Source organism: Kribbella shirazensis, from assembly GCF_011761605.1.
GTDB lineage: Bacteria > Actinomycetota > Actinomycetes > Propionibacteriales > Kribbellaceae > Kribbella > Kribbella shirazensis.
Genome location: NZ_JAASRO010000001.1, coordinates 8,446,847 through 8,469,890, shown reverse-complemented (window position 1 = coordinate 8,469,890; position 23,044 = coordinate 8,446,847). Strand labels below are relative to the sequence as shown.

Here is a 23,044-nt window from a genome sequence, read left to right as displayed (position 1 = left end):
TAAGAGGGCGTTCCCAGACGCCCTCTAGCCCCAGCGTAGGAAGGGATTCAGGTGGCACAGGCGAGCTCCGAGCCGCGCGCACCGCTGAGTCGTGAGCTGGTGCTCCGGGCCGCGGTCGCGATCGCCGACGCCGACGGGATCGAGGCGCTCACGATGCGCCGGCTCGGCGAGGCGGTCGGCGCCGAGGCGATGTCGCTCTACCACCACGTCGCGAACAAGGGCGACCTCCTCGACGGCATCGTCGACCTGGTCATGGCCGAGATCGACGAGCTCGCCGAGCGGACCGCCGTACCGGACGACGACTGGCAGCAGGCGATGCGCCGCCGGATCCTGTCGGCGCGGGAAGTGATGCTGAAGCACCCGTGGGCGCCGCGGCTGTTCGAGACGCGGACCACGATGAGCCTGGCGATGATCCGGTACCACGACCAGTTGGTCGGACTGATGCGCGCCGGCGGGTTCTCGTACGACCTCGCCCACCATGCGTTGCACGCGCTGGGCAGCAGGGCGCTCGGGTTCTCGCAGGAGTTGTTCGATCCGGCCGCGGGCGCCGGCCCGGGGTCCGAGCGGATGCTGCGGGACATGGCTGACCAGGTCCCGCACCTGGTCGGCATGGTGACGGAGATCGCGCACGACGATCCGGACAGCACGATCGGCTGGTGCGACGACCAGGCCGAGTTCGAGTTCGCGCTCGACCTGCTGCTCGACGGCCTCGACCGGCGGCGCTGACCGGAACCCCGCCAGGCTCTTGACCTTCCTTACACCGTAAGGCAACCTTACGCCGTAAGGGAGACTTACAGCGTAAGGGGGAAGCGATGAAGGCGATCGTTCAGTACGAGTACGGATCACCCGACGTCCTGGCGTTCGCCGACGTCGAGACGCCGCGGCCGGCTGCCGGGGAGGTCCTGGTGCGGGTCCAGGCCGCGTCGGTCAACGCGCGCGACTGGCACGTGCTGCGGGGCGATCCGTACGTCGCCCGCCCGTCCGCCGACCTCGGTTGGCGGCGGCCGAACGTGACGATCCGCGGCACGGACTTCGCCGGCCGGGTGGAAGCGGTCGGACCGGCCGTGACCGGCGTACAGATCGGATCGGAGGTGTACGGCGAGGCGCCGCGGGCGTTCGCGGAGTACGTCGCCGTACCGCAGGACCGGGTCGCGGCCAAGCCTGCCACCCTCGGCTTCGAGGAAGCGGCCGCACTGCCGCTGGCGGCGAACACTGCGTTGACCGGACTGCGTGACGCCGCGAAGGTCGAGGCGGGGCAGCAGGTTCTGATCAACGGCGCGGCGGGCGGCGTCGGCACGTTCGCGATCCAGCTCGGCAAGGCACTCGGCGCGACGGTGACTGCCGTGTGCAGCACCAGGAACGTCGAGTTGGTCAGCTCGCTCGGTGCCGATGACGTCGTGGACTACACGACGTCGGACTTCAGCCGTCTGGACCGCCGGTACGACGTCGTTCTCGATCTCGTCGGCAACAGATCGCTGACCGCCCTGCGTCGAGTGCTCGTCCGCCGCGGCACGCTCGTGCTGTCCGGTGGCGGGTTGTACGGCGGCGGCAGCGTGTTCGGTCCGCTCGGACTGATCATCCGCGGACAACTGTCGGCGCCGTTCGTGTCGCAGCGGGTCGTGGTGTTCGACGCGGTCCCCAGCAGCGCCAACCTGACGACGCTTCGGGAGTACGCCGAAGCAGGCAGGCTCACCCCGGTGCTCGACCGGACGTACCCGCTCTCAGCCGCCGCCGAGGCAATCCGCTATGTCGAAGCCGGACACGCCCGCGGCAAGGTCGTGATCAGCGTGTGAGCCCCCACCAGTTGTCCATCCGCTCGACCGCACGCTGATCGCCGTCGAGCACCCGCTGCAGCCGGAACAGGTACGCCGCGATACCGGCCGCTCCCTGCATCCACCCGACACCCGGAGGCAGCAGCGGGTCCTCGTTGCGATGCTCGACGAACTGCCAGTACCCCTCGGGGGACGCGTGGTCGACCAGCGTGTCACCCATCCGTACGGCGAACTCCAGGTCCCGCTCATCGCCGTCGCCCTGCCACGCGTCGAGGAACGCGTCGCCGACCCCGGCCGTCCCGCAGCACCGGCCGTCGTTGTCCCAGAACCCGGGGCGCAGTCGCTCAGGGATCCCGGAGTACCGGACACCGTCCAGGCAACGGCGGCGCCAGGCCGCAGGCGTCTCACCGGCGATCTGCGGTACTCCGGCGTACTCGAGGGCGCTGAACGCCGACGCGGTCCCGGCGCCACCGTGGCACCAGTTGTACGTGAACTCGTCTCCGTGGCGCTCGGCCCACGGGATCACGCGCGGCACCCGGAACCCCTGGTCGTCGGTGATCCCGAGCGTCACCAGGTGCTCGGCCCCGCGCCGCGCCGCGTCGACGAGCTCCGGCCGGTCGAGTTCGGCCCCGGCCGCCGCGAGCACCGCGACGATCCCGGCGAGGCCATGCGAGAAGTTCGGCATCTCGGTCGGCTCGCCGGTGTAGAACCGGCGCGGCGCGAACAACCAGTTGAGGCCCGCCGGAGTGACCTCCTGCTCGGCGAGCAGCCAGTCGGCGGTCCAGCCGGTCAGCCGCCGGGCCAGTCGGCGGGCGCGGTGCGCGACCTGGCGTTCGGCCTCGCCGCCCGGGTGCGGGTCGCGCCGCACGGCGACGTCAGGACTCCGCCGGAGCGCCCACAGCGCGCCCATCAGGACCGACGCCGTGCCCAGCGTGACGTCGTTGCAGCGGGCGTTCTCGTGGTACTTCGGCGGCTCGAGGAACGACTGCGCCCAGCCACCGCGCTCGTCGTCGACCAGCTCGAACAGCCGGTCCAAGGCGGCGGCCGAGCCGGGCTCCTCGAGGGCCGTGAGGACGCCGATCGAGCTGACCAGACCGTCGAAGTACGTGATGGTCGTGTCCGCCGGGATCGCGGAACGGATTCGAGCGGCGATGCCCGCGGCGAGCTGCTGTTCCTCGGACGTCCACGGCCGGACGAGCCTGATCTCCGCGAGCACGTGGGCCAGTCCGCCGATCCCGCTGTGCATCCCCTCGACGTACTCCTCGGGCTTTGCGCCGTCACCGGACTCGGGGATCCACGGGCCGTCGTCGTCCCACCGGACCTGGCTCACGACCCAGGACCAGGACCGTTCAGCGAGCTCGCCGTACGTCATGGGCGTGCGTTGCGGAGCCGGATGCCGCTCCATTCGAGCGTGCTGGCGACGGCCTCGGCCCAGAAGTCGTGCAGCCGGTTCAGGACCCGCAGCTGGATCCCGGCCTCGTCGTGCAGCGCGAACAGGTCGCCGACGCGCTCGGGCGGACCGAGGGGGCGTACTTCGGTGGTGGCGACGACCGCGGCGTCGTGCTCGACGAAGTCGCCGGCCGGAAGGCGGTAGGCGTACAACTCGACCGAGCGCATCGCGTCCAGCCAGCCGTACTCGACGGCGTGTACGCGGGTGCCGGACCCGGCGCCGATGATCCGGTCGCGGTCCTCGGGAGTGGTGTTCGGTCCGACCCAGGCCATCGCGCGCGGGCACTGTCGCGGGAACCAGTAGTCGGGGGCGCGGTCGTGGCCGACGGCCCAGACGTACGCCGTACCCTGCCGCGCGGTGTCCGCGACATGGGGCCGGAAGATCTCGATCGTCGGATCTTCGGAGAAGTGCAGGACCTCACCGGCTGCCGGACGCATGCGCCGCAGCATAGCGAGGGCTCGGGGGAACGGGACCTACGGGTTGAGGCCGCAGTGGTTGCGCAGCCAGGACATCGGGTTGATCGGCTCGCCGTTGTCCGGACGGACCTCGAAGTGCAGGTGCGGTCCGGTGGTGTTGCCGGTCATCCCGACCGCGCCGACCTGGTCGCCGGCGTACACCGTCTCGCCGACGTCGACGCTGAACTTCGACATGTGGTTGTACCAGGTGACGGTGCCGTCCTCGTGCCGGACCTGGACCTGACGGCCGTACGGGCCGGCCCAGTCGGCGAAGATCACGACGCCCTTCATCACGGCACTGATCCGGGTGCCGATCGGGGCGGCGAAGTCGGTGCCGGTGTGGTTGCGGGCCCAGCGGCTGCCGCCCTGCCCGAACGTGGCGGTGATGTGGTAGCCGGAGAGCATCATCTCGCAGCGGGTGGCCGACTCGCGGGCCTTCTTCTCGGCAGCCTCTGCCTTCGCCTTCGCGGCGGCCAGCGCGTTCGCGCGCTTGGCGGTGAGCGCCTGGGTGACGTTCAGCTTCGCGGCCCGGGCCTGCGCCAGCTTGACGGCCGCGGACTGCTTCTTGGTCTTCGTCGTGTCGGCCAGCTGGACCCGGGAGGAGTCACGGGTGGCGAGCTGACGCGCCTGGATGCGTGCCGTGGTGATACCGGACAGCTGCTGCCCGCTGTCCAGGCTCAGTGCGGCCAGGTTGACCGCGGAGTTCGCCTGGGTCGGTGACGCCAGCGAGCTGTGGCTGAAGCCGACAGCTCCGGCTGCCGCGGCGAGCGCGGCGGTGAGACCGACGATCTGGGTGCTGCTGGGGGTATTACGCCTGGCAACGCGATGCTTGGCACTATGACGTCCTGCGCCGGGCTTGCGCGCAGCATTGCCGGGCGTGACGCGGTCTCCCGCGGCACGGTGCTGGGACACAACGTGGCCTTTCGGTCACAGGGGAGGGGCTTGAAGCTCTCGTGCATCCGCTCGGAGGGTTTATTCCCCGGGAGGACTCACAGACCATAACGGAAGGGTCACGGGGTGACAAACCCTGCCACCCACTTTTCCGCGGCTCCTTCACGAAACTTTTGCATGAGCCGCTGCACGTGCATCGGCCGGAAGCGCGCAGAAAGCTTCCTGATCAGGCAGTTCTGGGCTCTTCGTCGTCCAGATTGGCCAGTACGCCGGTGATGCGGTGCACGACCTCGCCGTGGAACGGCAGGGACAGGTGGCCCACACCGCGGACCCGGACATTACTCGCGAGCAGATCGGGGTGCCTGATCCGGGCCCGTCGCTGCGGCACGATCAGCTGGTCGACGTCGCTGTAGAACGCGACGAACCGGGTCCGGCAGTCCGGCGCCGGCTCGTCCAGCTCGGCCATCACGTCGCTGTCCGGGCGGAGCTGCTTGACCAGCGGCCAGGGCAGCAGCTTGGCCGCGACGGTGCCCTGGTGCGGGGTTCCGAGCGTGACGCAGGTGTGCACCCGGGCGTCGCCCCCGAGGCGCTGGACGTAGTACCGCGCGATCAGTCCGCCGAGGCTGTGGCCGATCACGTGGATCTGGTCCGACCCGGACGCCTCGCAGATCGCCTCGATCTCGCGGCCCATCCGCTCGGCGGTACGGCGTACGTCCAGCGTCAGCGGTGAGTACGAGAACGTGTGGATGGCGCCGAACCCGCGACGGACCAGCTGCCGGCGCATCAGCGCGAAGATCGTGTGGTTGTCGATGATCCCGTGCGCGAGCAGGATCGGCGTACCGGCGGCGCGGACGTCGTTGACCAGCAGGCCGCGCTGGGCCGGGCCGAGGCCGGTCAGGTTCAGGCGCTCGGGCAGTGCGGGTGAGCTGCCCGCCACGAGACCGAGCGGATACATCGCGAGGTGCGTGGTCAGCCAGCCGATCTCGACGGCCGCGCCGTGCAGCACCCTGGGCGTGAGGGCGGAGCGCGCGCCGTACGCGAGTCCGTCCAGCGCGCCGCGGACCTCGTCCTGCCAGGAACCCATGGGCTCCCTCCTCACAAAACCAGACCCCCCGGTGGTCCGATCTCTCTTCCCAAGGTAACCGGTTCCCAGCGGGCGTGTGGGGGAACACACGGCTCCGTGTCTTATCCGCCGCCGTACGCAGCGGTTAGCCTGCCCCCATGCCTGCTACGAGTCCGTTGCGCGTCGTCGTCGCCAAGCCGGGTCTGGACGGTCACGACCGCGGTGCCAAGGTCGTCGCCCGCGCCCTGCGGGACGCCGGCATGGAGGTCATCTACACCGGGCTGCACCAGACCCCCGAGCAGATCGTCGAGACCGCGATCGCCGAGGACGCCGACGCGATCGGGCTGTCGGTGCTGTCCGGCGCGCACATGACGCTGTTCAAGCGCGTGCGCGAGCTGCTGACCGAGCGGGAGGCGGAGGACATCGTGGTGTTCGGCGGCGGCATCATCCCGGACGCCGACCTGCAGCCGCTGGCCGAGCTCGGCGTGCACAAGATCTTCACCCCGGGCGCGACCACCACCGAGATCGTCGAGTGGGTCCGGTCGAACGTCGGCGACGCGTCCGCCTCCCCGGCCTGAGCCGGCACCCGAGGCGCGTTCCGGAGTCGCGCATCCGCTCCGGAGCGTGATGGCGACTGCTTGGAGTCGTTCTGAACACTCATGCCCGATTCAGCTAGGTTACTAATCGGTAATACCGAATCGTTAAGAAATACCCGGTTGTGCGGGCTTCCCAAACGCGGTCGCATACAGCCATGCGGCTGTCCGTTTCAGAGACCGTCGGGCGTGGCTGTGTGTGGCTCAGAACACATCGGCCGGTTCTCGGTTACTGTCCGGACAGGGCGGATCGCAGCGCGGTGGGGGACTGCGACCTGCTGACGCAGGACCCAAGCGATGTCCCATCGGGAGAGGGCAGGTAAACGATGAGGTTTGAACGATCACACACACGCCGCGCGGCCTTCGTGGCCGTCGCGAGCAGCCTGGCGCTGCTGGCGACCGCGTGTGGTGGTGACGACGGAAGCGGCGGCGGGGACGGAGGCTCGACCGGGGGCGGAGCGCTCGAAGGCCGCGGCCCGATCACCTTCGCCACCGGCAAGGACACCTCCGGGAACCTGACGAACCAGGTCGCGGCGTGGAACGCGCAGCACCCGGACGAGAAGGTCGAGATCAAGGAGCTTCCGGAGTCCGCGGACGGCCAGCGGCAGCAGATGGTGCAGAACGCGCAGGCCAAGTCGGATGCGTTCAGCGTCCTCAACCTGGACGTGGTCTGGACCGCCGAGTTCGCCGCCAACCGCTGGGTCACCCCACTGCCGGAGGACCAGTTCCCCGACCTGGGCAAGCTCCTGCCGTCGACGGTCGACACGGGCAAGTACCGCGACAAGCTGTACGCCGTCCCGGTGACGTCGGACGGCGGGCTGCTGTACTACCGCAAGGACCTGCTCGACAAGGCCGGAGTCCAGCCGCCGAAGACCTGGGAAGAGATGGTCGCCGCCTGCCAGAAGGTCAAGGCGCTGCCGGAGGGCAAGACCATCGGCTGCTACTCGGGCCAGTTCGAGAAGTACGAAGGCCTGACGGTCAACTTCTCCGAGGCGATCAACGGTGCCGGCGGTGTCGTGGTCGGGGACGACGGCAAGCCGAACGTGGACACCCCGGAGGCGCTGGCCGGCCTGACCGCGCTGGCCGAGGGCTTCAAGTCGGGCTTCATCCCGAAGGCCGCCATCACCTACAAGGAAGAGGAAGGCCGCCGGGCGTTCCAGGAGGGCAACCTGCTCTTCCACCGCAACTGGCCGTACGTGTACGCGCTGGCGGGCAAGACCGACGGGTCGTCGAAGATCGCCGGCAAGTTCGCGGTCGCGCCGCTGCCGGGCCTGAAGGGCGCAGGCGTGTCCACCCTGGGTGGCCACAACTACGCGATCTCCGAGTTCGCCAAGAACAAGGCGACCGCGGCGGACTTCATCAAGTTCATGTCCAGCGAGGAGCGCCAGAAGGCGAACATCGAGAAGACCTCGCAGGCACCGACCTGGGCCTCGCTGTACGACGACCCGGCGCTGAACAAGCAGTTCCCGTACCTGGCTCCGCTGAAGGCGTCGATCGAGAGCGCGAAGTCGCGGCCGAAGGTGGTCAAGTACGGCGACGTCACGACTGCCATCCAGGAGGCGGCCTACGGTGCGTTGAGCGGTACGACGCCCCCCAAGGATGCGCTCAGCCAGTTGCAGACCAAGCTGAGCTCGCTCATCACTCAATGACGAATCTGGCGGGGCCGGTGCGTGGCAGCAACAACTGCGCACCGGCCCCGGCCTGTCGCTGCTCGCCCAGGTGGGCAGAGAGAAGGAGACAGAGATGAGTGCAACCGCCCAGCTCGCTGAGCGGCCCTCGAAGCAACCCCCGAAGTCCAGGCACCGGACGTCCTTCAACGAGGGCACCGGCCGGTTGGCGGCGATCCTGTTGTCGCCCACGCTGCTCGTACTCGCCCTGGTGGTGGTCTATCCGATCATCTCGGCGCTGCGCGAGTCGTTGTACACGAGTGGCCAGCAGATCGACGAAGAGGGCTTCGTCGTCGAGGGCTCGCAGTTCGTCGGACTCGACAACTACACCGCCATCTTCTCCGGCGAGACCGGTGAGCGCTTCTGGAACGCCTTCTACAACACCACGTTCTTCACTGTCACCATGGTGGTCCTGGAGACCATCCTCGGTGTCGCGATGGCCCTGGTGATGCACAAGGCGTTCAAGGGCCGGGCCATTGTCCGGGCCAGCATTCTCGTTCCCTGGGCGATCCCGACCGTCGTCTCGGCGCTGCTCTGGAAGTGGATCTTCCAGGCCGACGGCGCCGCCAACGCCCTGCTCGGCACTCAGATCCTGTGGTCGACCGAGGGCTGGCAGTCGGTGCTGTCGGTGATCATCGCGGACACCTGGAAGACCGCGCCCTTCATCGGTCTGCTCACCCTCGCGGGCCTGCAGACCATTCCGGACGAGGTCTACGAGGCAGCCAAGGTCGACGGTGCGAACGCCTGGCAGCAGTTCCTCCGGATCACGCTGCCGCTGGTGAAGCCCGCGCTGCTCGTGGCGGTGCTGTTCCGCATCCTCGACACGCTGCGGATCTTCGACCTGCCGTTCGTGCTGGTCGGGGCCAACAAGGACTCGGTCGAGACGTTGTCGATGCTCGCGTACGACGAGGCGTCGAACACCAGGTACGGACCCGCGGCGGCGTACGCGACGATCCTGTTCCTGTACGTCGCAGTCGTGGCGTACGTGTTCGTGAAGCTGCTGGGCGCCGACATCCTCGGCGACGCCGTCAAGCGCAAGCCCAACGGCCGGCGTCGGCGTAAGGACAAGGACGCCGCACCGCCCGGAGCCAACACCGTCGCCATGGCCGGTTCGACGCACGGAGGAGGCAGCGTCGCATGAGCACCAACATCAAGGCCGCCGAGGCGAGCCCGGTACGCCGCTACCTTCCGCTGCTCGGCGTGGCAGTGATCGTGCTGTACTGCCTGCTGCCGTTCTACTGGATGTTCGTCTCGGCCTTCCGGCGGCCGCTCGACCAGTTCGACAACTCGCTGCTGCCGTCGCCGTGGTCGCTCGACAACCTGAAGGCCGTCTTCGGTGAGGGGGTCGGCTTCGGCCGCGCCCTGCTGAACAGCCTCATCGTGGCCGGTGTGACGACGATCCTGGTGCTGATCATCGGCCTGATCGCCGCCTACACGCTGGCCCGGCTGGATTTCCGGTTCAAGAACGTGGTGCTGGCGATCATCATCACGACGTCGATGTTCCCGGGCATCTCACTGGTGATCCCGCTGCTGAAGCTCTTCATCGACATCAAGTGGATCAACACCTACCAGGCGATGATCGTGCCCAGCCTGTCGTTCGCGCTGCCGCTGGCGGTCTGGACGCTGACCACGTTCTTCCGGCAGATGCCGCGCGAACTGGAGCAGGCCGCGATGGTGGACGGGTGTACGCCGGCACAGGCGTTCCGCAAGGTGATCCTGCCGTTGGCCGCACCCGGCGTGTTCACGACGGCGATCATCACGTTCATCGCGGCGTGGAACGAGTTCCTGATCGCGCTGAGCATGGTGAACAAGAAGGAGATCCAGACGGCGAACGTCGCCATCTCCAAGTTCACCGGCATCTCGGGCTTCGACCAGCCGTTCGGCACCCAGATGGCCGCCGGTGTCGTCGTCACGATCCCGCTGGTGATCGCCGTACTGATCTTCCAGCGCCGTATCGTCGCCGGCCTCACGGCAGGTGGCGTGAAGTGAGTTGGTTCAACCGCGACCGCGCCGACCGGGACCGCAGGGACCGGGAGGAACGCGACCGCAGGGACCGCGAAGAACGCGACCGCCGCGACCGGGAAGACCGGGACCGCTGGGAGCGCGACGAGCGAGACCGCCGCGACCGCGAGGATCGCCTGAGATACCGCTAGACAAGAAACGGCCGGAGCCCAATGGCTCCGGCCGTTTCGGTGTCAGGCCTCGAGCCAGGCTGTGGTGTCTGGGGGGAGGGTGTTGTCGGTGAGGGGTTGGCTGGTGAGTAGGACCTTTTGGTGGGTGGGGAGGGGGACCGGGGCGTCGGTCAGGTTGGCTACGCAGCGGAAGCCGGGGTCGCGGGTGAAGGACAGGACGCCCTCGGGGGCGTCGGGGTCCCAGGTCAGGCGGCCTTCGCCGAGCGCCGGGTGCTCGCGGCGGATGCGTAGGGCTGTCTTGTAGAGGGTGAGGTGGCTGTCGGGGTCGCCGGCCTGGGCCTCGGCGGTCAGGGGCGCCCAGTCGGCCGGCTGCGGCAGCCACGGCTGGCCGTTGCCGGGACCGAAGCCGTACGGCGGTTCCGCGCCGGACCACGGGATCGGGACACGGCAGCCGTCGCGACCGCGGACGGTGTGACCCGAGCGTTCCCAGGTGGGGTCGTCGAGCACGTCCTCCGGCAGGTCCTCGACCTCGGGCAGACCGAGCTCGTCACCCTGGTAGATGTACGCGCCACCCGGCAGCGACAGCTCCAGCAGCGCCGCCGCCCGCGCCCGGCGCAGACCGAGCTCGAGATCGGTCGGTACGACGCCCGCACCCTCCAGCGCGTCCTTGTGGGCCCGGCCGTACCGCGTGCGGTGACGGATCGTGTCGTGGTTGCTCAGCACCCACGTCGCCGGCGCACCGACCGCCCAGAGGTTGTCGGTGGTGTGGTCGATGACCTCGCGCAGTTCCTTCGCGTCCCACGCCGCCCGCAGCGCGTCGAAGTTGAACGCCGAGTGCAGCTCGTTCGGCCGCACGTACTGTGCGAGCCGCTCGGCCGGAGACAGCCACGCCTCCGCCACGAAGACCCGGGGGCCCTGCGGCGTGTCGGCGTACTCGTCGGCGATCGTGCGCCAGCGCTGGTGGATCGTGTGCACACCGGGCTGGTCGTAGAACGGGTTCCCGACGTACTTCTCGCGCGTCGGCTCCCCGTTGTGCAGCGGTACGTCGGGCAGCGCGGCGTCCTTCGCCATCGAGTCGGCCACGTCGATCCGGAACCCGTCGACACCGCGGTCGAACCAGAACCGCAGGATCGCGTCGAACTCCTCGATCACCTTCGGGTGGTCCCAGTTCCAGTCGGGCTGCGAGATGTCGAACAGGTGCAGGTACCACTGTCCGTCGTCGATCTGCTGCCAGGCGCCGCCGCCGAACGCGGCCGGCCAGTTGGTCGGCGGCAGCCCCTCTTTCCCGTCCCGGAACCAGAACAGGTCCCGCTCGGGAGAGCCCTTGCCCGCCTCCAGCGCGGCCTTGAACCACGGGTGGTCCCAGGAGCAGTGGTTCGGCACCAGGTCGATGAGGATCCGCAGGCCGAGCGCGTGCGCCTCGGCGATCAGCGCGTCGGCGTCCGCGAGGGTGCCGAACTCGGGGTTGATGTCGCGATAGTCGGCGACGTCGTACCCGCCGTCGAGGAGCGGGGACGGGTACCACGGGCTGATCCAGATCGCGTCGACGCCGAGGTCGGCGAGGTACGGCAGCCGGGCGCGGATCCCGTTCACGTCGCCGGTCCCGTCGCCGTCGGCGTCGGCGAACGAACGCGGGTACACCTGGTAGACAACGGCGCTGCGCCACCAGTCGTCGAGTGGTCTGGTCGCCGGATCATGTTGTGGATCGGTCATGCGAACTAGCCTGACACGACGGTGGGAGAGCGTGTGACAGTCGTCTCAGCGTGTACCCCGGCTGTTGCCGTGCGCGGCGGGGTGGCTAGTCTCAGGCCGACGGAGCGCGCCGGCGACCGTGCCCTCTACTCGGGTCCAGCCCGCCTGCCGCGGCCTACTCGAACAGGTGCGAGAGAGGGACCACAGTCGTGGACTTGATGGAATACCAGGCGAAGACGGTCTTCGCCAAGCACGGAGTGCGGACGACCGTGGGTGAGGTCGTCACGACTCCGGAGGAAGCCCGCGCGGCGGCCGAGAAGATCGGCGGCCGGGTGGTCGTGAAGGCCCAGGTCAAGACCGGCGGCCGCGGCAAGGCCGGCGGTGTCAAGCTGGCGTCCTCGCCGGAGGAGGCGGAGGAGAAGGCCCGCGAGATCCTCGGCCTGGACATCAAGGGTCACGTCGTCAAGATCCTGAACATCGTCCCGGCCGCGGCGATCGCCGAGGAGTACTACTTCTCGTTCCTGATCGACCGGGCGAACCGCAACTACCTCTGCATCGCCTCCGCCGCCGGCGGTATGGAGATCGAGGAGGTCGCGCACACCAACCCGGACGCGGTCGCGAAGATCTCGATCGACCCGGCGGCCGGCGTCGACGAGGCGAAGGCCCGGGAGATCGCGCGCGCGGCGAAGTACCCGGAGGACATCCTGGACGCGGTCGCGCCGGAGATCGTCAAGCTGTACGACGTCTTCATCGGCGAGGACGCGTCGCTGGTCGAGGTGAACCCGCTGGTCAAGCTCGAGGACGGCAACGTCGAGGCCCTGGACGGCAAGGTCAGCCTGGACGAGAACGCGGACTTCCGGCACCCGGAGCACGCCGAGTTCGAGGACGTCGCGGCGGCCGACCCGCTGGAGGCGGCGGCCAAGGCCAAGGGCCTGAACTACGTGAAGCTGGACGGCTCCGTCGGCATCATCGGCAACGGCGCCGGCCTGGTCATGTCCACACTGGACGTGGTCGCCTACGCCGGTGAGGAGTTCGGTGGCGTGAAGCCCGCGAACTTCCTCGACATCGGCGGCGGTGCGAGCGCCGAGGTGATGGCGAACGGCCTGGAGATCATCATCTCCGACCCGCAGGTGGAGAGCGTGTTCGTCAACGTCTTCGGCGGCATCACCGCCTGTGACGCGGTCGCGAACGGCATCGTCCAGGCGTTCGAGCTGCTGTCGAGCCGGGGCGAGGCCGTCACCAAGCCGCTGGTCGTCCGGCTGGACGGCAACAACGCCGAGGAGGGCCGCCGGATCCTCGACGAGGCCGGCCTGGCCGGTCTGGAGCGGGTCGACACGATGGACGGCGCCGCCAAGCGCGCCGCCGAGCTGGCTGCGAAGTAAGGGATCGCCGAACAATGTCTATCTTCCTGACCAAGGACAGCAAGGTCATCGTCCAGGGCATGACCGGCTCCGAGGGCACCAAGCACACCACCCGGATGCTCGCCTCGGGCACCAACATCGTCGGCGGCGTGAACCCGCGCAAGGCGGGTCAGAGCCAGGACTTCGACGGCAAGGCGGTACCCGTTTTCGGCACGGTCGCCGACGCGGTCAAGGAGACCGGCGCGAACGTGTCGGTCATCTTCGTCCCGCCGAAGTTCACCAAGGACGCCGTGCTGGAGGCCGTCGAGGCCGAGGTGCCGCTGGTCGTGGTGATCACCGAGGGCGTGCCGGTGCACGACACCGCCGCGTTCTTCGCCGCCGCGCAGGCGTCCGGCAAGACCCGGATCATCGGCCCGAACTGCCCGGGCATCATCACCCCGGGCGAGTCGAACGCGGGCATCATCCCGGCCGACATCGCCGGCCAGGGCCGGATCGGCCTGGTCTCGAAGTCGGGCACGCTGACGTACCAGATGATGTACGAGCTGCGGGACTTCGGGTTCTCGACCGCGATCGGGATCGGTGGCGACCCGATCATCGGGACGACGCACATCGACGCGCTGCAGGCGTTCCAGGACGACCCGGACACCGACGCGATCGTGATGATCGGTGAGATCGGTGGTGACGCCGAGGAGCGGGCGGCCGCGTTCATCAAGGAGAACGTGACCAAGCCGGTCGTCGGGTACGTGGCCGGGTTCACCGCGCCGGAGGGCAAGACGATGGGTCACGCGGGTGCGATCGTGTCCGGTTCGTCCGGTACGGCGGCCGCGAAGCAGGAGGCCCTGGAGGCCGTCGGCGTGAAGGTCGGCAAGACGCCGACCGAGACCGCCAACCTGATGCGCGAGATCATGCAGGGCCTGACCAAGTAACACAGGCTTTTCAGCGGGGCCGGTCCTTCGGGGCCGGTCCCGTTCTACTTGTAGGAGGCGGAGCGGTCGACCGCGCGGGCCAGCGTCTCGTTGAACGCGGCGTCGGTCAGGTCCAGCTCCTTCAGCACCGGGAACAGCAGGTGCACCGCGCGGTCCCCGGACCCGGCGATCCCGATCCGGTAGACGAACTTCTTCCCGTCGCCGGTGTCGTACGTCGCCTTCCAGCTCTTGCCCGTGATCGTGCTGGTCTTGATCGTGCCGGTCGACTCGACCTTCGCGTTCGAGACGTTCTTCTCGCAGGCGTCGACGTTCTTCTTGATCTGGCTGACGAAACTCGCCGCCGCGGCCGGGGTCGCGAACTTCGCCACCGTGTCGTCGAGGCCGAACTCGGTCGGCACCTTCGCCTCCGGCGTCACGTACGTGACCGTGCCGTACTTCTTCGGCTTCGCCTTCTTGAAGTCGAGCTTCTCGCAGGTCGTGCCGGTCCCGGCCTTCGCGGGGGCGCTCACCCAGGGCTTGTTGATCTCGGGCAGCAGCGGCAGGTCGACGGACGCCATGAAGCCCGGCGTGTCGACGTTCGGCAGCAGGGCCGGCTTCGCGATCGGCGCTCCGGTGCCGCAGCCGCCGGTCTGGGCGCAGATCTTCTTCGCCGCGGCGTTCGCCGTCGCGAGCACCGCGTTCGGCTTCGGAGGCGTGCTGGCCAGCGTGTCGTGCTCGACGACCATCGTCGCCTGGCCGGCCAGCGTGACCGCGACGGTCTTGTACTTCGTCTTCGCGCCGGGCACCTGCCCGAACACCGCGATCACACCGGCGTCGCCGACGCCCGACGTCACGTAGCCGGCCGTCAGCCGGGTCTGCGGCGTGGTGCACTGGCTGAGCCAGTGGACGACCGTGGTGTAGGTCTTCGCCGCGGTGGCCTTGTCGTTGGACACGTCGACGTACTGGACGGCCGTGTCCTTGGTGGTCGGGTTCTGCAGGGTGCGGACCCAGGTCCGCAGGCCGGACGGGTCCGCGAACCGCTGCGACTGGCACACGAACGAACTCTCCGGCGCCGATTCGCCGTCGGCGGTCTTGACGACCTTCCAGGCGCCGGTCGCGCCGAGCGTCTTCGCGCCCGCGGGATCCAGCAGGGCCTTGTCGTCGGCCAGCACCGTCGACTCGGTGGGCTTGTCGTCCGCCGGGCCGCCGCCGGCCTTGGTCCCGGGAGCCTTGTCGCCGCCGAACGCGTTCAGCGCGGCGACCCCGCCGCCGCCGACCAGTACGACGACCGCGACACCGGCTGCGATCGTCTGGTTCCGCTTACGGGCCCGCTGACGACGCGCTTCCCGGGCAGCAGCGCGACCGCCGCCGCGGGGTGCACGGTGGGAACCGGCCAAAGCTCGACCTCCTGACTGATTCCACCCGACAGTACCCGGTGAACCCATGTCGCCCCCAACCCGCTACCACCAGCCGAACAGGCGCCAACTGAGCGTGAGGAGGCGGGCTGAAGTCTCCCACATCCGGCGTGTCAGGACGAGTGGCGTGGTGGCGCGGGGAGACGATGGGAGTCAGATGACCGACATGCTGAGCCGCCCCGGCGCGCGGGACGGCGAGACGAGCAGTGCGCCGACGTCGGAGATCACCGCCCAGACCAAGCCGTTGGTCGTGTCGGCCGTGATCTCCGCCGGGGCCTGCCTGCTCACCGGTCTGCTGACCTGCGCCGCGGTCGCCGTGATCGGCTGGCTGGCGGCGACCTTCGGCGGCGCGTCGGGGGCGGTCCGGGCCGGGGCCTCGGCCTGGCTGGTCGCCCACAAGGCCGCCGTCACGATTGGCAACAGCACGCTCGGCACCGGCCGGATCAGCATCGCGCCGCTCGGGCTGACCTTGTTCTTCGCCTGGTGCCTGTATCGCGGCGGCAAGTCGGCGGTGCGGTCCAGCGCGGCCGACCGGACCAGGGACCTGATCGCGCTGGCCGGTTCGTTCGCGGTCGTCTACGGACTCGGCGGACTGGTCGTGGCGTTGTTCACAGCGGAAGGCCCGCTGAAGGTCTCGCCGCTGGCCGCTTTCCTCGGCGCCTTCTCCTTGGCGCTGCTGGCGGGGGCAGCGGGCATCGTGGTCGAGTCCGGCGCCGCGGACGACATCGCGGACGCCACACCGGCCGGTTTGCGTGACGCAGTACCCGCCGCGATGGCCGCCGTACTGACCGTCATCGCGCTGGCGTCGGTGCTGTACGCCGTACTGCTCGCGATCCACTTCTCCCGGATCACCGGGATGCTCGAGCTGCTGAACGCCGGTGTGATCGGGTCGGTCGTGCTGTTCGCGATCTGCCTGATGCTGGTGCCGAACATGGTCCTGTACGTCGTCGCGTTCCTCGCCGGGCCCGGGTTCCAGTTGGGGACCGGTACGACGATCGCGCCGACCGGTGTCGACGTGGGGAACCTGCCCGCGCTTCCGCTGCTGGCCGCGGTACCTGCCGACGGCGCGACCCCGTCGTACCTGCTGGTGCTGACGGCCGTGGTGCCGTTGCTGGCCGGTGCGGTCGCGGGCCTGGTCGTCGTACGGCGGGGGCTCACGGAGCCGGACGCCGACGCGCTGGGCTGGGACGCGTTCGCGCTGCGCGGTGCGATGGCCGCACTGGTCGCGGGGATTGTCCTGTTCGCGCTGTTCTCCTTGTCGGGCGGATCGGCCGGGCCGGGGCGGATGTCGGCGGTCGGGGTCCCGGCGGCGCTGCCGGCCGCGGGTGTGCTGGCGGCCGGGATGGCGATCGGCGCCGCGATCACGGCCGCCGTCGCCTCGTCGCGTCGGCCGGCTGACGACGAGGCGACCAGTTAGTTCTGTCGCGCGGGCGGGAGATAGGCTTCCGGGCGTGACTTCTGCTGCTGACTCGGCCATGTCCGATCCTGGGCGAGCACGCCTCGTGGTGCTCGTGTCGGGCTCGGGGTCGAACCTGCAGGCCTTGCTGGACGCGTGCGCCGACCCGGCGTACGGCGCCCAGGTCGTCGCCGTCGGCGCCGACCGGGACGGGATCGCCGGCCTGGACCGGGCCGCGGCCGCCGGGGTGCCCACCTTCGTGCACAAGGTGAAGGAGTACCCGTCGCGGGCCGACTGGGATCGCGCGCTGACGTCGTCCGTCGCGCAGTACGAACCCGACCTGGTCGTGTCGGCGGGCTTCCTGAAGCTCGTCGGCGACGACTTCCTGGAGTCCTTCGGCGACCGGTACATCAACACCCACAACGCGCTGCTGCCGGCGTTCCCCGGGATCCATGGCCCGCGGGACGCGCTGGAGTACGGCGTGAAGGTCGCCGGGGCGACGCTGTTCTTCGTGGACGGCGGCGTCGACACCGGGCCGATCATCGCGCAGGTCGTCGTACCCGTGGAGGACGATGACACCGAAGAAACCCTGACCGAGCGGATCAAGGAGGTCGAACGCCACCAGCTGGTGGAGTGGGTCGGCCGCCTGGTCCGCGAGGGCTGGACCATCACCGGACGAAAGGTTCGACTGAAGTGAGCACCGACCGCAGGCCGATCCGCCGCGCGCTGATCAGCGTGTACGACAAGACCGGTCTGGAGGAGCTCGCCAAGGCCCTGTCCGAGGCGGGTGTGCAGATCGTGTCGACCGGTTCCACCGCGGCGCGGATCGCGGCGGCCGGAGTTCCGGTGACGAAGGTCGAGGAGCTGACCGGGTTCCCGGAGTGCCTCGACGGGCGGGTCAAGACGCTGCACCCGATGGTGCACGCCGGGCTGCTGGCCGACGTACGGCGTGACGAGCACGTGGCCCAGCTGCGGGAGATGCGCGTCGAGCCGTTCGACCTGCTGGTGAGCAACCTGTACCCGTTCACCGAGACGGTCGCGTCCGGTGCGTCGGTCGACGAGTGCATCGAGCAGATCGACATCGGCGGCCCGTCGATGGTCCGCGGCGCGGCGAAGAACCACGCGAACGTCGCGGTCGTGACGTCGCCTTCGCAGTACGCCTTGCTGTACAGCGTTCTGGGCGAGGGCGGGTTCTCGCTCGAGGAGCGGCAGCGGCTCGCGGCGGCCGCGTTCGTGCACACGGCGGACTACGACATCGCGGTCGCGTCGTGGATGGGCAACGTGCTCACCGACAGCTCCGAGGGCTCCGGCTTCCCGGCGTGGGTCGGGGCGTCGTGGGAGAAGTCGGCCGTGCTGCGGTACGGCGAGAACCCGCACCAGCCGGCGGCGCTGTACCTGAACGGTCGCGGCGGTCTCGCGGCGGCGGAGCAGCTGCACGGCAAGGAGATGTCGTACAACAACTACGTCGACGCCGATGCGGCTCGTCGTACCGCTTATGACTTCAGCGAGCCGGCGGTGGCGATCATCAAGCACGCCAACCCGTGCGGCATCGCCGTGGGCAAGGACATCGCGGAGGCGCACCGGCGCGCGCACGAGTGCGACCCGGTCTCGGCGTACGGCGGTGTGATCGCGACGAACCGCCCGGTGACGGTGGACCTGGCCAAGCAGGTCGCGGAGATCTTCACCGAGGTGCTGGTGGCGCCCGGATTCGAGGACGGCGCTGTCGAGATCCTGCAGGCGAAGAAGAACATCCGTCTGCTGGTGGCGCCGGAGGTGTCCGCGGACGAGACCGTCGAGCTGCGCGCGATCAGCGGCGGCCTGCTGCTGCAGCACCGCGACCGCTTCCAGGCTGACGGCGACGACCCGGCCGCCTGGACACTCGCCGCCGGCGAGCCCGCCTCCGACGAGGTGCTCGCCGACCTCGCGTTCGCCTGGAAGGCGTGCCGCGCGGTCAAATCCAACGCGATTCTGCTCGCCGCCGACGGCGCCTCGGTCGGCGTCGGCATGGGCCAGGTCAACCGCGTCGACTCCTGCCGCCTGGCCGTCTCCCGAGCGGGCGACCGCGCCGCAGGCTCCGTCGCGGCCTCCGACGCCTTCTTCCCCTTCCCGGACGGCCTGGAGGTCCTCATCGAAGGCGGCGTCAAGGCAGTAGTCCAGCCCGGCGGCTCCATCCGCGACGAAGCCGCCATCGAAGCAGCCAACAAGGCCGGCATCACCATGTACTTCACCGGCACCCGCCACTTCTTCCACTGAGATCGGCGCATGTAGCCGACCGCGTCAGCCCCTCCGCGCCCTGGCCTGGAGGGGCTAGCGGAAGCGGCGGTGGTAGCAGATCTGGTGGCCGTGGTCGCGGGTTTGGTTGGTCAGGGTCCAGCCCGTCTTGACGTAGAAGTTCTGGGCCTGCGGGTAGTCGGCGAGGGTCCGGAGGATGGCCGCCGGGTAGGTGGCGGCCAGCTCCTCAAGAGCCTTCTGCATGAGGGCGGTGCCTACACCGGCGCGCCAGTACGGCGGAGTCAGTTGGGGATGATCAGGCCGAGGACTGCGATGGCGACGGCGGTCAGCAGCAGGAAGGCGATGTCGAACATGCGGCTGCGGACGTGGAGGAGGCCGGCTGCCGTGTCGGAGAGGGTGGCTCGGAGGAGGCCTGCGAGGCCCACGGCGCCGGCGAAGATGAACACGCCGTTGCGCCAGTTGTAGAACCAGAGCACCACGACACCGGCCAGCGCGACCAGCAGCGACAACCCGAGCGGCCACTGGCTCCGGCGCTGGACCTCACCCGCCATCAGCACGCCACACCCGTCTCGACCGCCTGCGGACGTGTCACCGGGGGAGGCTCGCTTCGGCGGCTTCCACCACGTTCGTGAGGAGCATGGCGCGGGTCATCGGGCCGATGCCGCCGGGCATCGGGGCGATCCACGCGGCCTGCTCGCGGGCCGCGTCCTCGATGTCGCCGACGATCTTGCCCTCGGCGTTGCGGCTGGTGCCGACGTCGAGCAGGACGGCGCCGGGCTTGACCATGTCCGCGGTGATGAGGCCGGCCGAACCCGCCGCGGCGATCACGATGTCGCCGGTGCGGACGACGGCGACGAGGTCCTTCGTGCCGGTGTGGCACTGGGTCACGGTCGCGTTCTCGCTGCGCCGGGTGAACAGCAGCCCCATCGGGCGCCCTGCGGTCACGCCCCGGCCGACGACGACCACGTGGGCACCGGCGATCGGTACGTCGTACCGCCTGAGGATCTCCACGCAGCCCTTCGGGGTGCACGGGAGCGGACCCTCCTGGCCGAGGACGAGCTTGCCGAGGCTGACCGGGTGCAGACCGTCGGCGTCCTTGGCCGGGTCGATCAGGCCGAGGATCGTGTTCGTGTCGACGTGCTTGGGGAGCGGCAGCTGGACGATGAACCCGGTGCAGGACGGGTTCTCGTTGAGCTCCTGGACCTTCGCGGCGATCTCTTCCTGGGTCGCGGTCTCCGGCAGCTCGACCTGGATCGAGGCGATCCCGACCGCCGCGCAGTCGCGGTGCTTGCCGCCCACGTACGCCCGGCTGCCCGGGTCGTCGCCGACCAGGATCGTGCCGAGCCCGGGCACCACACCCTGCTCCGCGAGTTTCGCGACCCGGACCTTCAGCTCGTCCTTGATCGCCGCCGCCGTCGCCTTGCCATCCAGAATCTGCGCCGTCACGCCCAGGATTCTCCCACGCCGCATCTCACGCCCGCGTCCCGGATCGCCAGGCCATCACAATCCGCGATCCGGGTGGGGTTCACGCGGGACGCGGGTCGACGCGGGCGATTGTGATGGCGTGGCGGTCCGCGCGGGAATTCCGGTGCCCTTGCCACGGTTCCAGCTAATAGTTTATTCTTGAACTACCTAAGCGAGGAGCACATCATGCCCGCCGTGACCGTCAGTGACATCACTGTCCTGCCCCGCATCAGCACCCAGGATCCGGCTGCCGTGCGGGAGCGTCCCGTGAAGTCGGTGACCTCGGCGCCGAGCGGCTACGAGGGCGAGGGCTTCCCGGTACGGCGTGCCTTCGCCGGCGTCGACCTCCGCGACCTGGACCCGTTCATCCACATGGACCAGATGGGCGAGGTCGAGTACGCGCCGGGCGAGCCGAAGGGCACCCCGTGGCACCCGCACCGCGGCTTCGAGACCGTCACGTACATGCTCGACGGGATCATGGAGCACCAGGACTCCAACGGCGGCGGCGGTGTCATCTCCAACGGCGACACCCAGTGGATGACGGCCGGATCCGGGCTCCTGCACATCGAGACACCGCCCGAGCACCTGGTGATGAGCGGCGGCCTGTTCCACGGCATCCAGCTCTGGGTGAACCTGCCGAAGGCGCTCAAGTGGGCTCCGCCGCGCTACCAGGACATCCGCGGCGGCGACGCAGCTCTGCTGTCCACGCCGGACGGCGGCTCGCTGATCCGCGTGATCGCCGGCTCGGTCGACGGTCACGAAGGCCCGGGCTCGACGCACACCCCGATCACGCTCGTCCACGCCACGGTCAGCCCGGGCGCGGAGATGGTCCTCCCGTGGCAGCCGGACTACAACGCGCTCGTCTACGTGCTCGCCGGGCAGGGCACCGTCGGCTCCGACCGCCGCCCGATCCGCAAGGGGCAGTTGGCCGTCTTCGGTCCCGGCGACGTCCTTCGTACGACGGCTGGTACGTCGCAGCCGCAGGCGGAACCGAACCTCGACGTCCTCGTCATCGGCGGCCGCCCGATCCGCGAGCCGATCGCGATGGCCGGGCCGTTCGTGATGAACACCCGCGCCGAGGTCATCCAGGCCTTCGAGGACTTCCAGGCCGGCAAGCTCGGCAGCATCCCCGCCGTCCACGGCGCCCCCACGGAGCTGCGTAGTACGGACTGAGCCATGGACAACCTGAAACCCCGGTTCTACCTTCGCAGCAAGGGGAATCGGGGATTTCAGGGGGTTGATCATGGTGCGTTTCCGGAAGCTTGCGCTCATCGTGTCCGCGGTGGCACTGACCGTCGCCGCGGCCGCGCCGTTCCCGGCGTCGATCCCGTTGCCGGTCGACTTCGCGCCGGAGGGGATCGCCACCGGGCCGGGGAGTACGTTCTACGCCGGGTCGCTGACGACCGGAGACATCTACCGGGGCAGTCTGCGGACCGGTGAGGGAGCCATCTTCGTCGACGCTCCACCGGGCCGGCAGGCCGCCGGGCTGAAAGTGGAACGGTCCGACCAACGGTTGTGGGTCGCGGGCGGTCTGAACGCGAAGGCCTACGTGTACAGCACCCGCGACGGTTCGACGATCGCGGACCTGACGCTCACCGCCGCGCCGGGCACGCTGATCAACGACGTTGTGGTGACCAACGACGCCGCGTACTTCACCGACAGCTTCCACCCGGCCTTGTACAAGGTTCCGATCGGACCGGGCGGCGAGATCGGTGCACCGCAGACCATCCCGGTCAGCGGTCCGGCGGCGGCGATCATCGGGGAGCTCCCCAACCTGAACGGCATCGACGCCACCCCGGACGGCAAGACGCTGATCGTCGGACACTCGCCACTCGGCGCCGTGTTCCTCGTCGATCCGCAGACCGGTGTCAGCCGCGCCATCGAGGTCACGGGCGGAACGATCACGCCCGGGACCCCCGACGGGATCCTGCTGGACGGCAAGACCCTCTGGGTGGTCGAGAACTTCTCCGAGCGCCTGGTCAAGGTCGAGCTCAGCCCCGATCTGGCCAGCGGGGTGATCACCGCGGTCGTCACCGGCGACATGTTGCAGGTGCCGACGACGGTCGCCGAACACGGTCATCGACTGGCCCTGGTGAACGGGAGGTTCGACATCGGTCTGCCACCGCCCTTCGGCCCGGGCGCTCCGCCCGGCACCACCTTCGACGTCGTGGCGCTCGACAAGCCCTGATCAGCCCTCGGGATAGAACAGGAACAGCGTGCAGCCCGTGGCGGACTGTGGGACATGCGACGACCCGGCCGGGGCGTGGATGAACGAACCGGCCGGGTAGTCGCGTTCGCCGTCGTTGAACACGCCGTCGACCACGAACACCTCCTCCGGTCCCGGGTCGTGGACGTCGATACCTTCCCAGCGCGATCCCGGATCCATCTGCAGAACGAACGCCTTGGCTACCTTCCCGGCCCACAACGGCCGCAGCCGGATGCCGGGGAACAGTTCACGGACCGGTGCGTCGTCGACCGACGCCCACTCGTAGTTCTCCATGCCCCGATCCTCGCGCTGTCCACAACCTTGTCCCCAGTGTCTGGATAGTCCCGATC

General features: G+C 69.4%; 24 protein-coding genes. 14 read left to right on the top strand and 10 right to left on the bottom strand.

Annotation, left to right across the window (positions count from 1 at the left end; genetic code table 11):
* Nucleotides 1–51: 51 nt before the first annotated feature.
* Both BJY22_RS40290 and BJY22_RS40285 read left to right on the top strand, forming a co-directional pair.
* Nucleotides 52–726: a TetR/AcrR family transcriptional regulator C-terminal domain-containing protein gene (locus BJY22_RS40290; RefSeq protein WP_202891485.1), complete on the top strand. Its 675-nt coding sequence runs from the start codon at nucleotides 52–54 to the stop codon at nucleotides 724–726.
* 86 nt (nucleotides 727–812) lie between these two features.
* Complete coding sequence (locus BJY22_RS40285) at nucleotides 813–1,793, top strand: NAD(P)-dependent alcohol dehydrogenase (protein WP_167217478.1); 981 nt, start codon at nucleotides 813–815, stop codon at nucleotides 1,791–1,793.
* On the opposite strand, the gene BJY22_RS40280 is transcribed toward BJY22_RS40285, so the two are convergent.
* From BJY22_RS40280 to BJY22_RS40265, 4 genes are all read right to left on the bottom strand, one after another.
* Complete coding sequence (locus tag BJY22_RS40280; RefSeq protein ID WP_167217476.1) at nucleotides 1,783–3,144, bottom strand: lanthionine synthetase LanC family protein; 1,362 nt, start codon at nucleotides 3,142–3,144, stop codon at nucleotides 1,783–1,785. The two genes, BJY22_RS40285 and BJY22_RS40280, sit on opposite strands and share 11 nt — an antisense overlap.
* A complete protein-coding gene (locus tag BJY22_RS40275; RefSeq protein ID WP_167217474.1) occupies nucleotides 3,141–3,659 on the bottom strand; it encodes a DUF6886 family protein in 519 nt (172 codons plus the stop codon). Before BJY22_RS40275 ends, BJY22_RS40280 begins: the two co-directional genes overlap by 4 nt.
* Nucleotides 3,660–3,695: 36 nt before the next feature.
* A complete protein-coding gene (locus BJY22_RS40270; protein WP_337759820.1) occupies nucleotides 3,696–4,589 on the bottom strand; it encodes a M23 family metallopeptidase in 894 nt (297 codons plus the stop codon).
* Nucleotides 4,590–4,794: 205 nt separating this feature from the next.
* A complete protein-coding gene (locus BJY22_RS40265) occupies nucleotides 4,795–5,652 on the bottom strand; it encodes an esterase/lipase family protein (RefSeq protein ID WP_167217472.1) in 858 nt (285 codons plus the stop codon).
* Nucleotides 5,653–5,789: 137 nt separating this feature from the next.
* On the opposite strand from BJY22_RS40265, the gene BJY22_RS40260 reads away from it, so the two are divergent.
* From BJY22_RS40260 to BJY22_RS40240, 5 genes are all read left to right on the top strand, one after another.
* Nucleotides 5,790–6,209: a coenzyme B12-dependent isobutyryl CoA mutase small subunit gene (locus BJY22_RS40260; protein ID WP_167217470.1), complete on the top strand. Its 420-nt coding sequence runs from the start codon at nucleotides 5,790–5,792 to the stop codon at nucleotides 6,207–6,209.
* 341 nt (nucleotides 6,210–6,550) lie between these two features.
* Nucleotides 6,551–7,873 carry an ABC transporter substrate-binding protein gene (locus tag BJY22_RS40255; RefSeq protein WP_167217469.1) on the top strand — a complete coding sequence of 441 codons (1,323 nt, stop codon included), beginning with the start codon at nucleotides 6,551–6,553 and terminating at the stop codon, nucleotides 7,871–7,873.
* Between the two features lie 94 nt (nucleotides 7,874–7,967).
* Nucleotides 7,968–9,032, top strand: coding sequence for a carbohydrate ABC transporter permease (locus BJY22_RS40250; RefSeq protein ID WP_167217467.1), 1,065 nt, complete (start codon nucleotides 7,968–7,970; stop codon nucleotides 9,030–9,032).
* Entirely contained in the window at nucleotides 9,029–9,880 is an 852-nt protein-coding gene (locus BJY22_RS40245; RefSeq protein WP_167217465.1) for a carbohydrate ABC transporter permease, read from the top strand. The genes BJY22_RS40250 and BJY22_RS40245 overlap by 4 nt, the downstream gene beginning before the upstream one ends.
* The gene (locus BJY22_RS40240; RefSeq protein ID WP_167217463.1) at nucleotides 9,877–10,044 is read left to right on the top strand and encodes a hypothetical protein; all 168 of its coding nucleotides are present in this window, start codon (nucleotides 9,877–9,879) and stop codon (nucleotides 10,042–10,044) included. Before BJY22_RS40245 ends, BJY22_RS40240 begins: the two co-directional genes overlap by 4 nt.
* Nucleotides 10,045–10,086: 42 nt before the next feature.
* On the opposite strand, the gene BJY22_RS40235 is transcribed toward BJY22_RS40240, so the two are convergent.
* On the bottom strand, nucleotides 10,087–11,736 hold the full coding sequence (locus BJY22_RS40235) for a glycoside hydrolase family 13 protein (protein ID WP_167217461.1): 1,650 nt from the start codon (nucleotides 11,734–11,736) through the stop codon (nucleotides 10,087–10,089).
* A gap of 188 nt (nucleotides 11,737–11,924) precedes the next feature.
* Between BJY22_RS40235 and sucC the strand changes: the two genes are divergently transcribed.
* Nucleotides 11,925–13,097 carry an ADP-forming succinate--CoA ligase subunit beta gene (gene sucC / locus BJY22_RS40230; protein WP_167217459.1) on the top strand — a complete coding sequence of 391 codons (1,173 nt, stop codon included), beginning with the start codon at nucleotides 11,925–11,927 and terminating at the stop codon, nucleotides 13,095–13,097.
* Between the two features lie 14 nt (nucleotides 13,098–13,111).
* Nucleotides 13,112–14,002: a succinate--CoA ligase subunit alpha gene (sucD, locus tag BJY22_RS40225; RefSeq protein WP_167217457.1), complete on the top strand. Its 891-nt coding sequence runs from the start codon at nucleotides 13,112–13,114 to the stop codon at nucleotides 14,000–14,002.
* A 44-nt stretch (nucleotides 14,003–14,046) separates the two neighbouring features.
* On the opposite strand, the gene BJY22_RS40220 is transcribed toward sucD, so the two are convergent.
* On the bottom strand, nucleotides 14,047–15,378 hold the full coding sequence (locus BJY22_RS40220) for a hypothetical protein (protein WP_167217455.1): 1,332 nt from the start codon (nucleotides 15,376–15,378) through the stop codon (nucleotides 14,047–14,049).
* A gap of 175 nt (nucleotides 15,379–15,553) precedes the next feature.
* On the opposite strand from BJY22_RS40220, the gene BJY22_RS40215 reads away from it, so the two are divergent.
* From BJY22_RS40215 to purH, 3 genes are read left to right on the top strand one after another with little or no spacing between them, the layout of a single operon-like run.
* Nucleotides 15,554–16,813 (top strand): cell division protein PerM, encoded by a 1,260-nt coding sequence (locus BJY22_RS40215; RefSeq protein WP_167217453.1) that lies wholly within the window; start codon nucleotides 15,554–15,556, stop codon nucleotides 16,811–16,813.
* Nucleotides 16,814–16,871: 58 nt separating this feature from the next.
* Nucleotides 16,872–17,489: a phosphoribosylglycinamide formyltransferase gene (gene purN / locus BJY22_RS40210; protein WP_167219286.1), complete on the top strand. Its 618-nt coding sequence runs from the start codon at nucleotides 16,872–16,874 to the stop codon at nucleotides 17,487–17,489.
* Nucleotides 17,486–19,045 (top strand): bifunctional phosphoribosylaminoimidazolecarboxamide formyltransferase/IMP cyclohydrolase, encoded by a 1,560-nt coding sequence (purH, locus tag BJY22_RS40205; protein WP_167217452.1) that lies wholly within the window; start codon nucleotides 17,486–17,488, stop codon nucleotides 19,043–19,045. The genes purN and purH overlap by 4 nt, the downstream gene beginning before the upstream one ends.
* Nucleotides 19,046–19,099: 54 nt before the next feature.
* On the opposite strand, the gene BJY22_RS40200 is transcribed toward purH, so the two are convergent.
* The 3 genes from BJY22_RS40200 to BJY22_RS40190 are packed head-to-tail and all read right to left on the bottom strand — an operon-like array spanning nucleotide 19,100 to nucleotide 20,470.
* The gene (locus BJY22_RS40200; RefSeq protein ID WP_272955096.1) at nucleotides 19,100–19,309 is read right to left on the bottom strand and encodes a GNAT family N-acetyltransferase; all 210 of its coding nucleotides are present in this window, start codon (nucleotides 19,307–19,309) and stop codon (nucleotides 19,100–19,102) included.
* Complete coding sequence (locus tag BJY22_RS40195) at nucleotides 19,306–19,575, bottom strand: DUF3017 domain-containing protein (protein WP_167217448.1); 270 nt, start codon at nucleotides 19,573–19,575, stop codon at nucleotides 19,306–19,308. Before BJY22_RS40195 ends, BJY22_RS40200 begins: the two co-directional genes overlap by 4 nt.
* A 37-nt stretch (nucleotides 19,576–19,612) precedes the next feature.
* Complete coding sequence (locus tag BJY22_RS40190; RefSeq protein WP_167217446.1) at nucleotides 19,613–20,470, bottom strand: bifunctional methylenetetrahydrofolate dehydrogenase/methenyltetrahydrofolate cyclohydrolase; 858 nt, start codon at nucleotides 20,468–20,470, stop codon at nucleotides 19,613–19,615.
* Between the two features lie 204 nt (nucleotides 20,471–20,674).
* On the opposite strand from BJY22_RS40190, the gene BJY22_RS40185 reads away from it, so the two are divergent.
* Both BJY22_RS40185 and BJY22_RS40180 read left to right on the top strand, forming a co-directional pair.
* Nucleotides 20,675–21,661 (top strand): pirin family protein, encoded by a 987-nt coding sequence (locus BJY22_RS40185; RefSeq protein ID WP_167217444.1) that lies wholly within the window; start codon nucleotides 20,675–20,677, stop codon nucleotides 21,659–21,661.
* A gap of 70 nt (nucleotides 21,662–21,731) precedes the next feature.
* Nucleotides 21,732–22,676: an SMP-30/gluconolactonase/LRE family protein gene (locus BJY22_RS40180; protein WP_167217442.1), complete on the top strand. Its 945-nt coding sequence runs from the start codon at nucleotides 21,732–21,734 to the stop codon at nucleotides 22,674–22,676.
* On the opposite strand, the gene BJY22_RS40175 is transcribed toward BJY22_RS40180, so the two are convergent.
* Entirely contained in the window at nucleotides 22,677–22,988 is a 312-nt protein-coding gene (locus BJY22_RS40175; protein ID WP_167217439.1) for a cupin domain-containing protein, read from the bottom strand. It lies immediately after the preceding gene.
* Between the last annotated feature and the right edge of the window lie 56 nt (nucleotides 22,989–23,044).

Coding starts and splice junctions, on each gene's coding strand:
- BJY22_RS40285 (WP_167217478.1), top strand. CDS start 813: ATGAAGGCGATCGTTCAGTACGAGTACGGATCACCCGACGTCCTGGCG.
- BJY22_RS40280 (WP_167217476.1), bottom strand. CDS start 3,144: ATGACGTACGGCGAGCTCGCTGAACGGTCCTGGTCCTGGGTCGTGAGC.
- BJY22_RS40275 (WP_167217474.1), bottom strand. CDS start 3,659: ATGCGTCCGGCAGCCGGTGAGGTCCTGCACTTCTCCGAAGATCCGACG.
- BJY22_RS40265 (WP_167217472.1), bottom strand. CDS start 5,652: ATGGGTTCCTGGCAGGACGAGGTCCGCGGCGCGCTGGACGGACTCGCG.
- BJY22_RS40260 (WP_167217470.1), top strand. CDS start 5,790: ATGCCTGCTACGAGTCCGTTGCGCGTCGTCGTCGCCAAGCCGGGTCTG.
- BJY22_RS40255 (WP_167217469.1), top strand. CDS start 6,551: ATGAGGTTTGAACGATCACACACACGCCGCGCGGCCTTCGTGGCCGTC.
- BJY22_RS40250 (WP_167217467.1), top strand. CDS start 7,968: ATGAGTGCAACCGCCCAGCTCGCTGAGCGGCCCTCGAAGCAACCCCCG.
- BJY22_RS40245 (WP_167217465.1), top strand. CDS start 9,029: ATGAGCACCAACATCAAGGCCGCCGAGGCGAGCCCGGTACGCCGCTAC.
- BJY22_RS40235 (WP_167217461.1), bottom strand. CDS start 11,736: ATGACCGATCCACAACATGATCCGGCGACCAGACCACTCGACGACTGG.
- sucD (WP_167217457.1), top strand. CDS start 13,112: ATGTCTATCTTCCTGACCAAGGACAGCAAGGTCATCGTCCAGGGCATG.
- BJY22_RS40215 (WP_167217453.1), top strand. CDS start 15,554: ATGACCGACATGCTGAGCCGCCCCGGCGCGCGGGACGGCGAGACGAGC.
- purN (WP_167219286.1), top strand. CDS start 16,872: ATGTCCGATCCTGGGCGAGCACGCCTCGTGGTGCTCGTGTCGGGCTCG.
- BJY22_RS40195 (WP_167217448.1), bottom strand. CDS start 19,575: ATGGCGGGTGAGGTCCAGCGCCGGAGCCAGTGGCCGCTCGGGTTGTCG.
- BJY22_RS40185 (WP_167217444.1), top strand. CDS start 20,675: ATGCCCGCCGTGACCGTCAGTGACATCACTGTCCTGCCCCGCATCAGC.
- BJY22_RS40180 (WP_167217442.1), top strand. CDS start 21,732: ATGGTGCGTTTCCGGAAGCTTGCGCTCATCGTGTCCGCGGTGGCACTG.
- BJY22_RS40175 (WP_167217439.1), bottom strand. CDS start 22,988: ATGGAGAACTACGAGTGGGCGTCGGTCGACGACGCACCGGTCCGTGAA.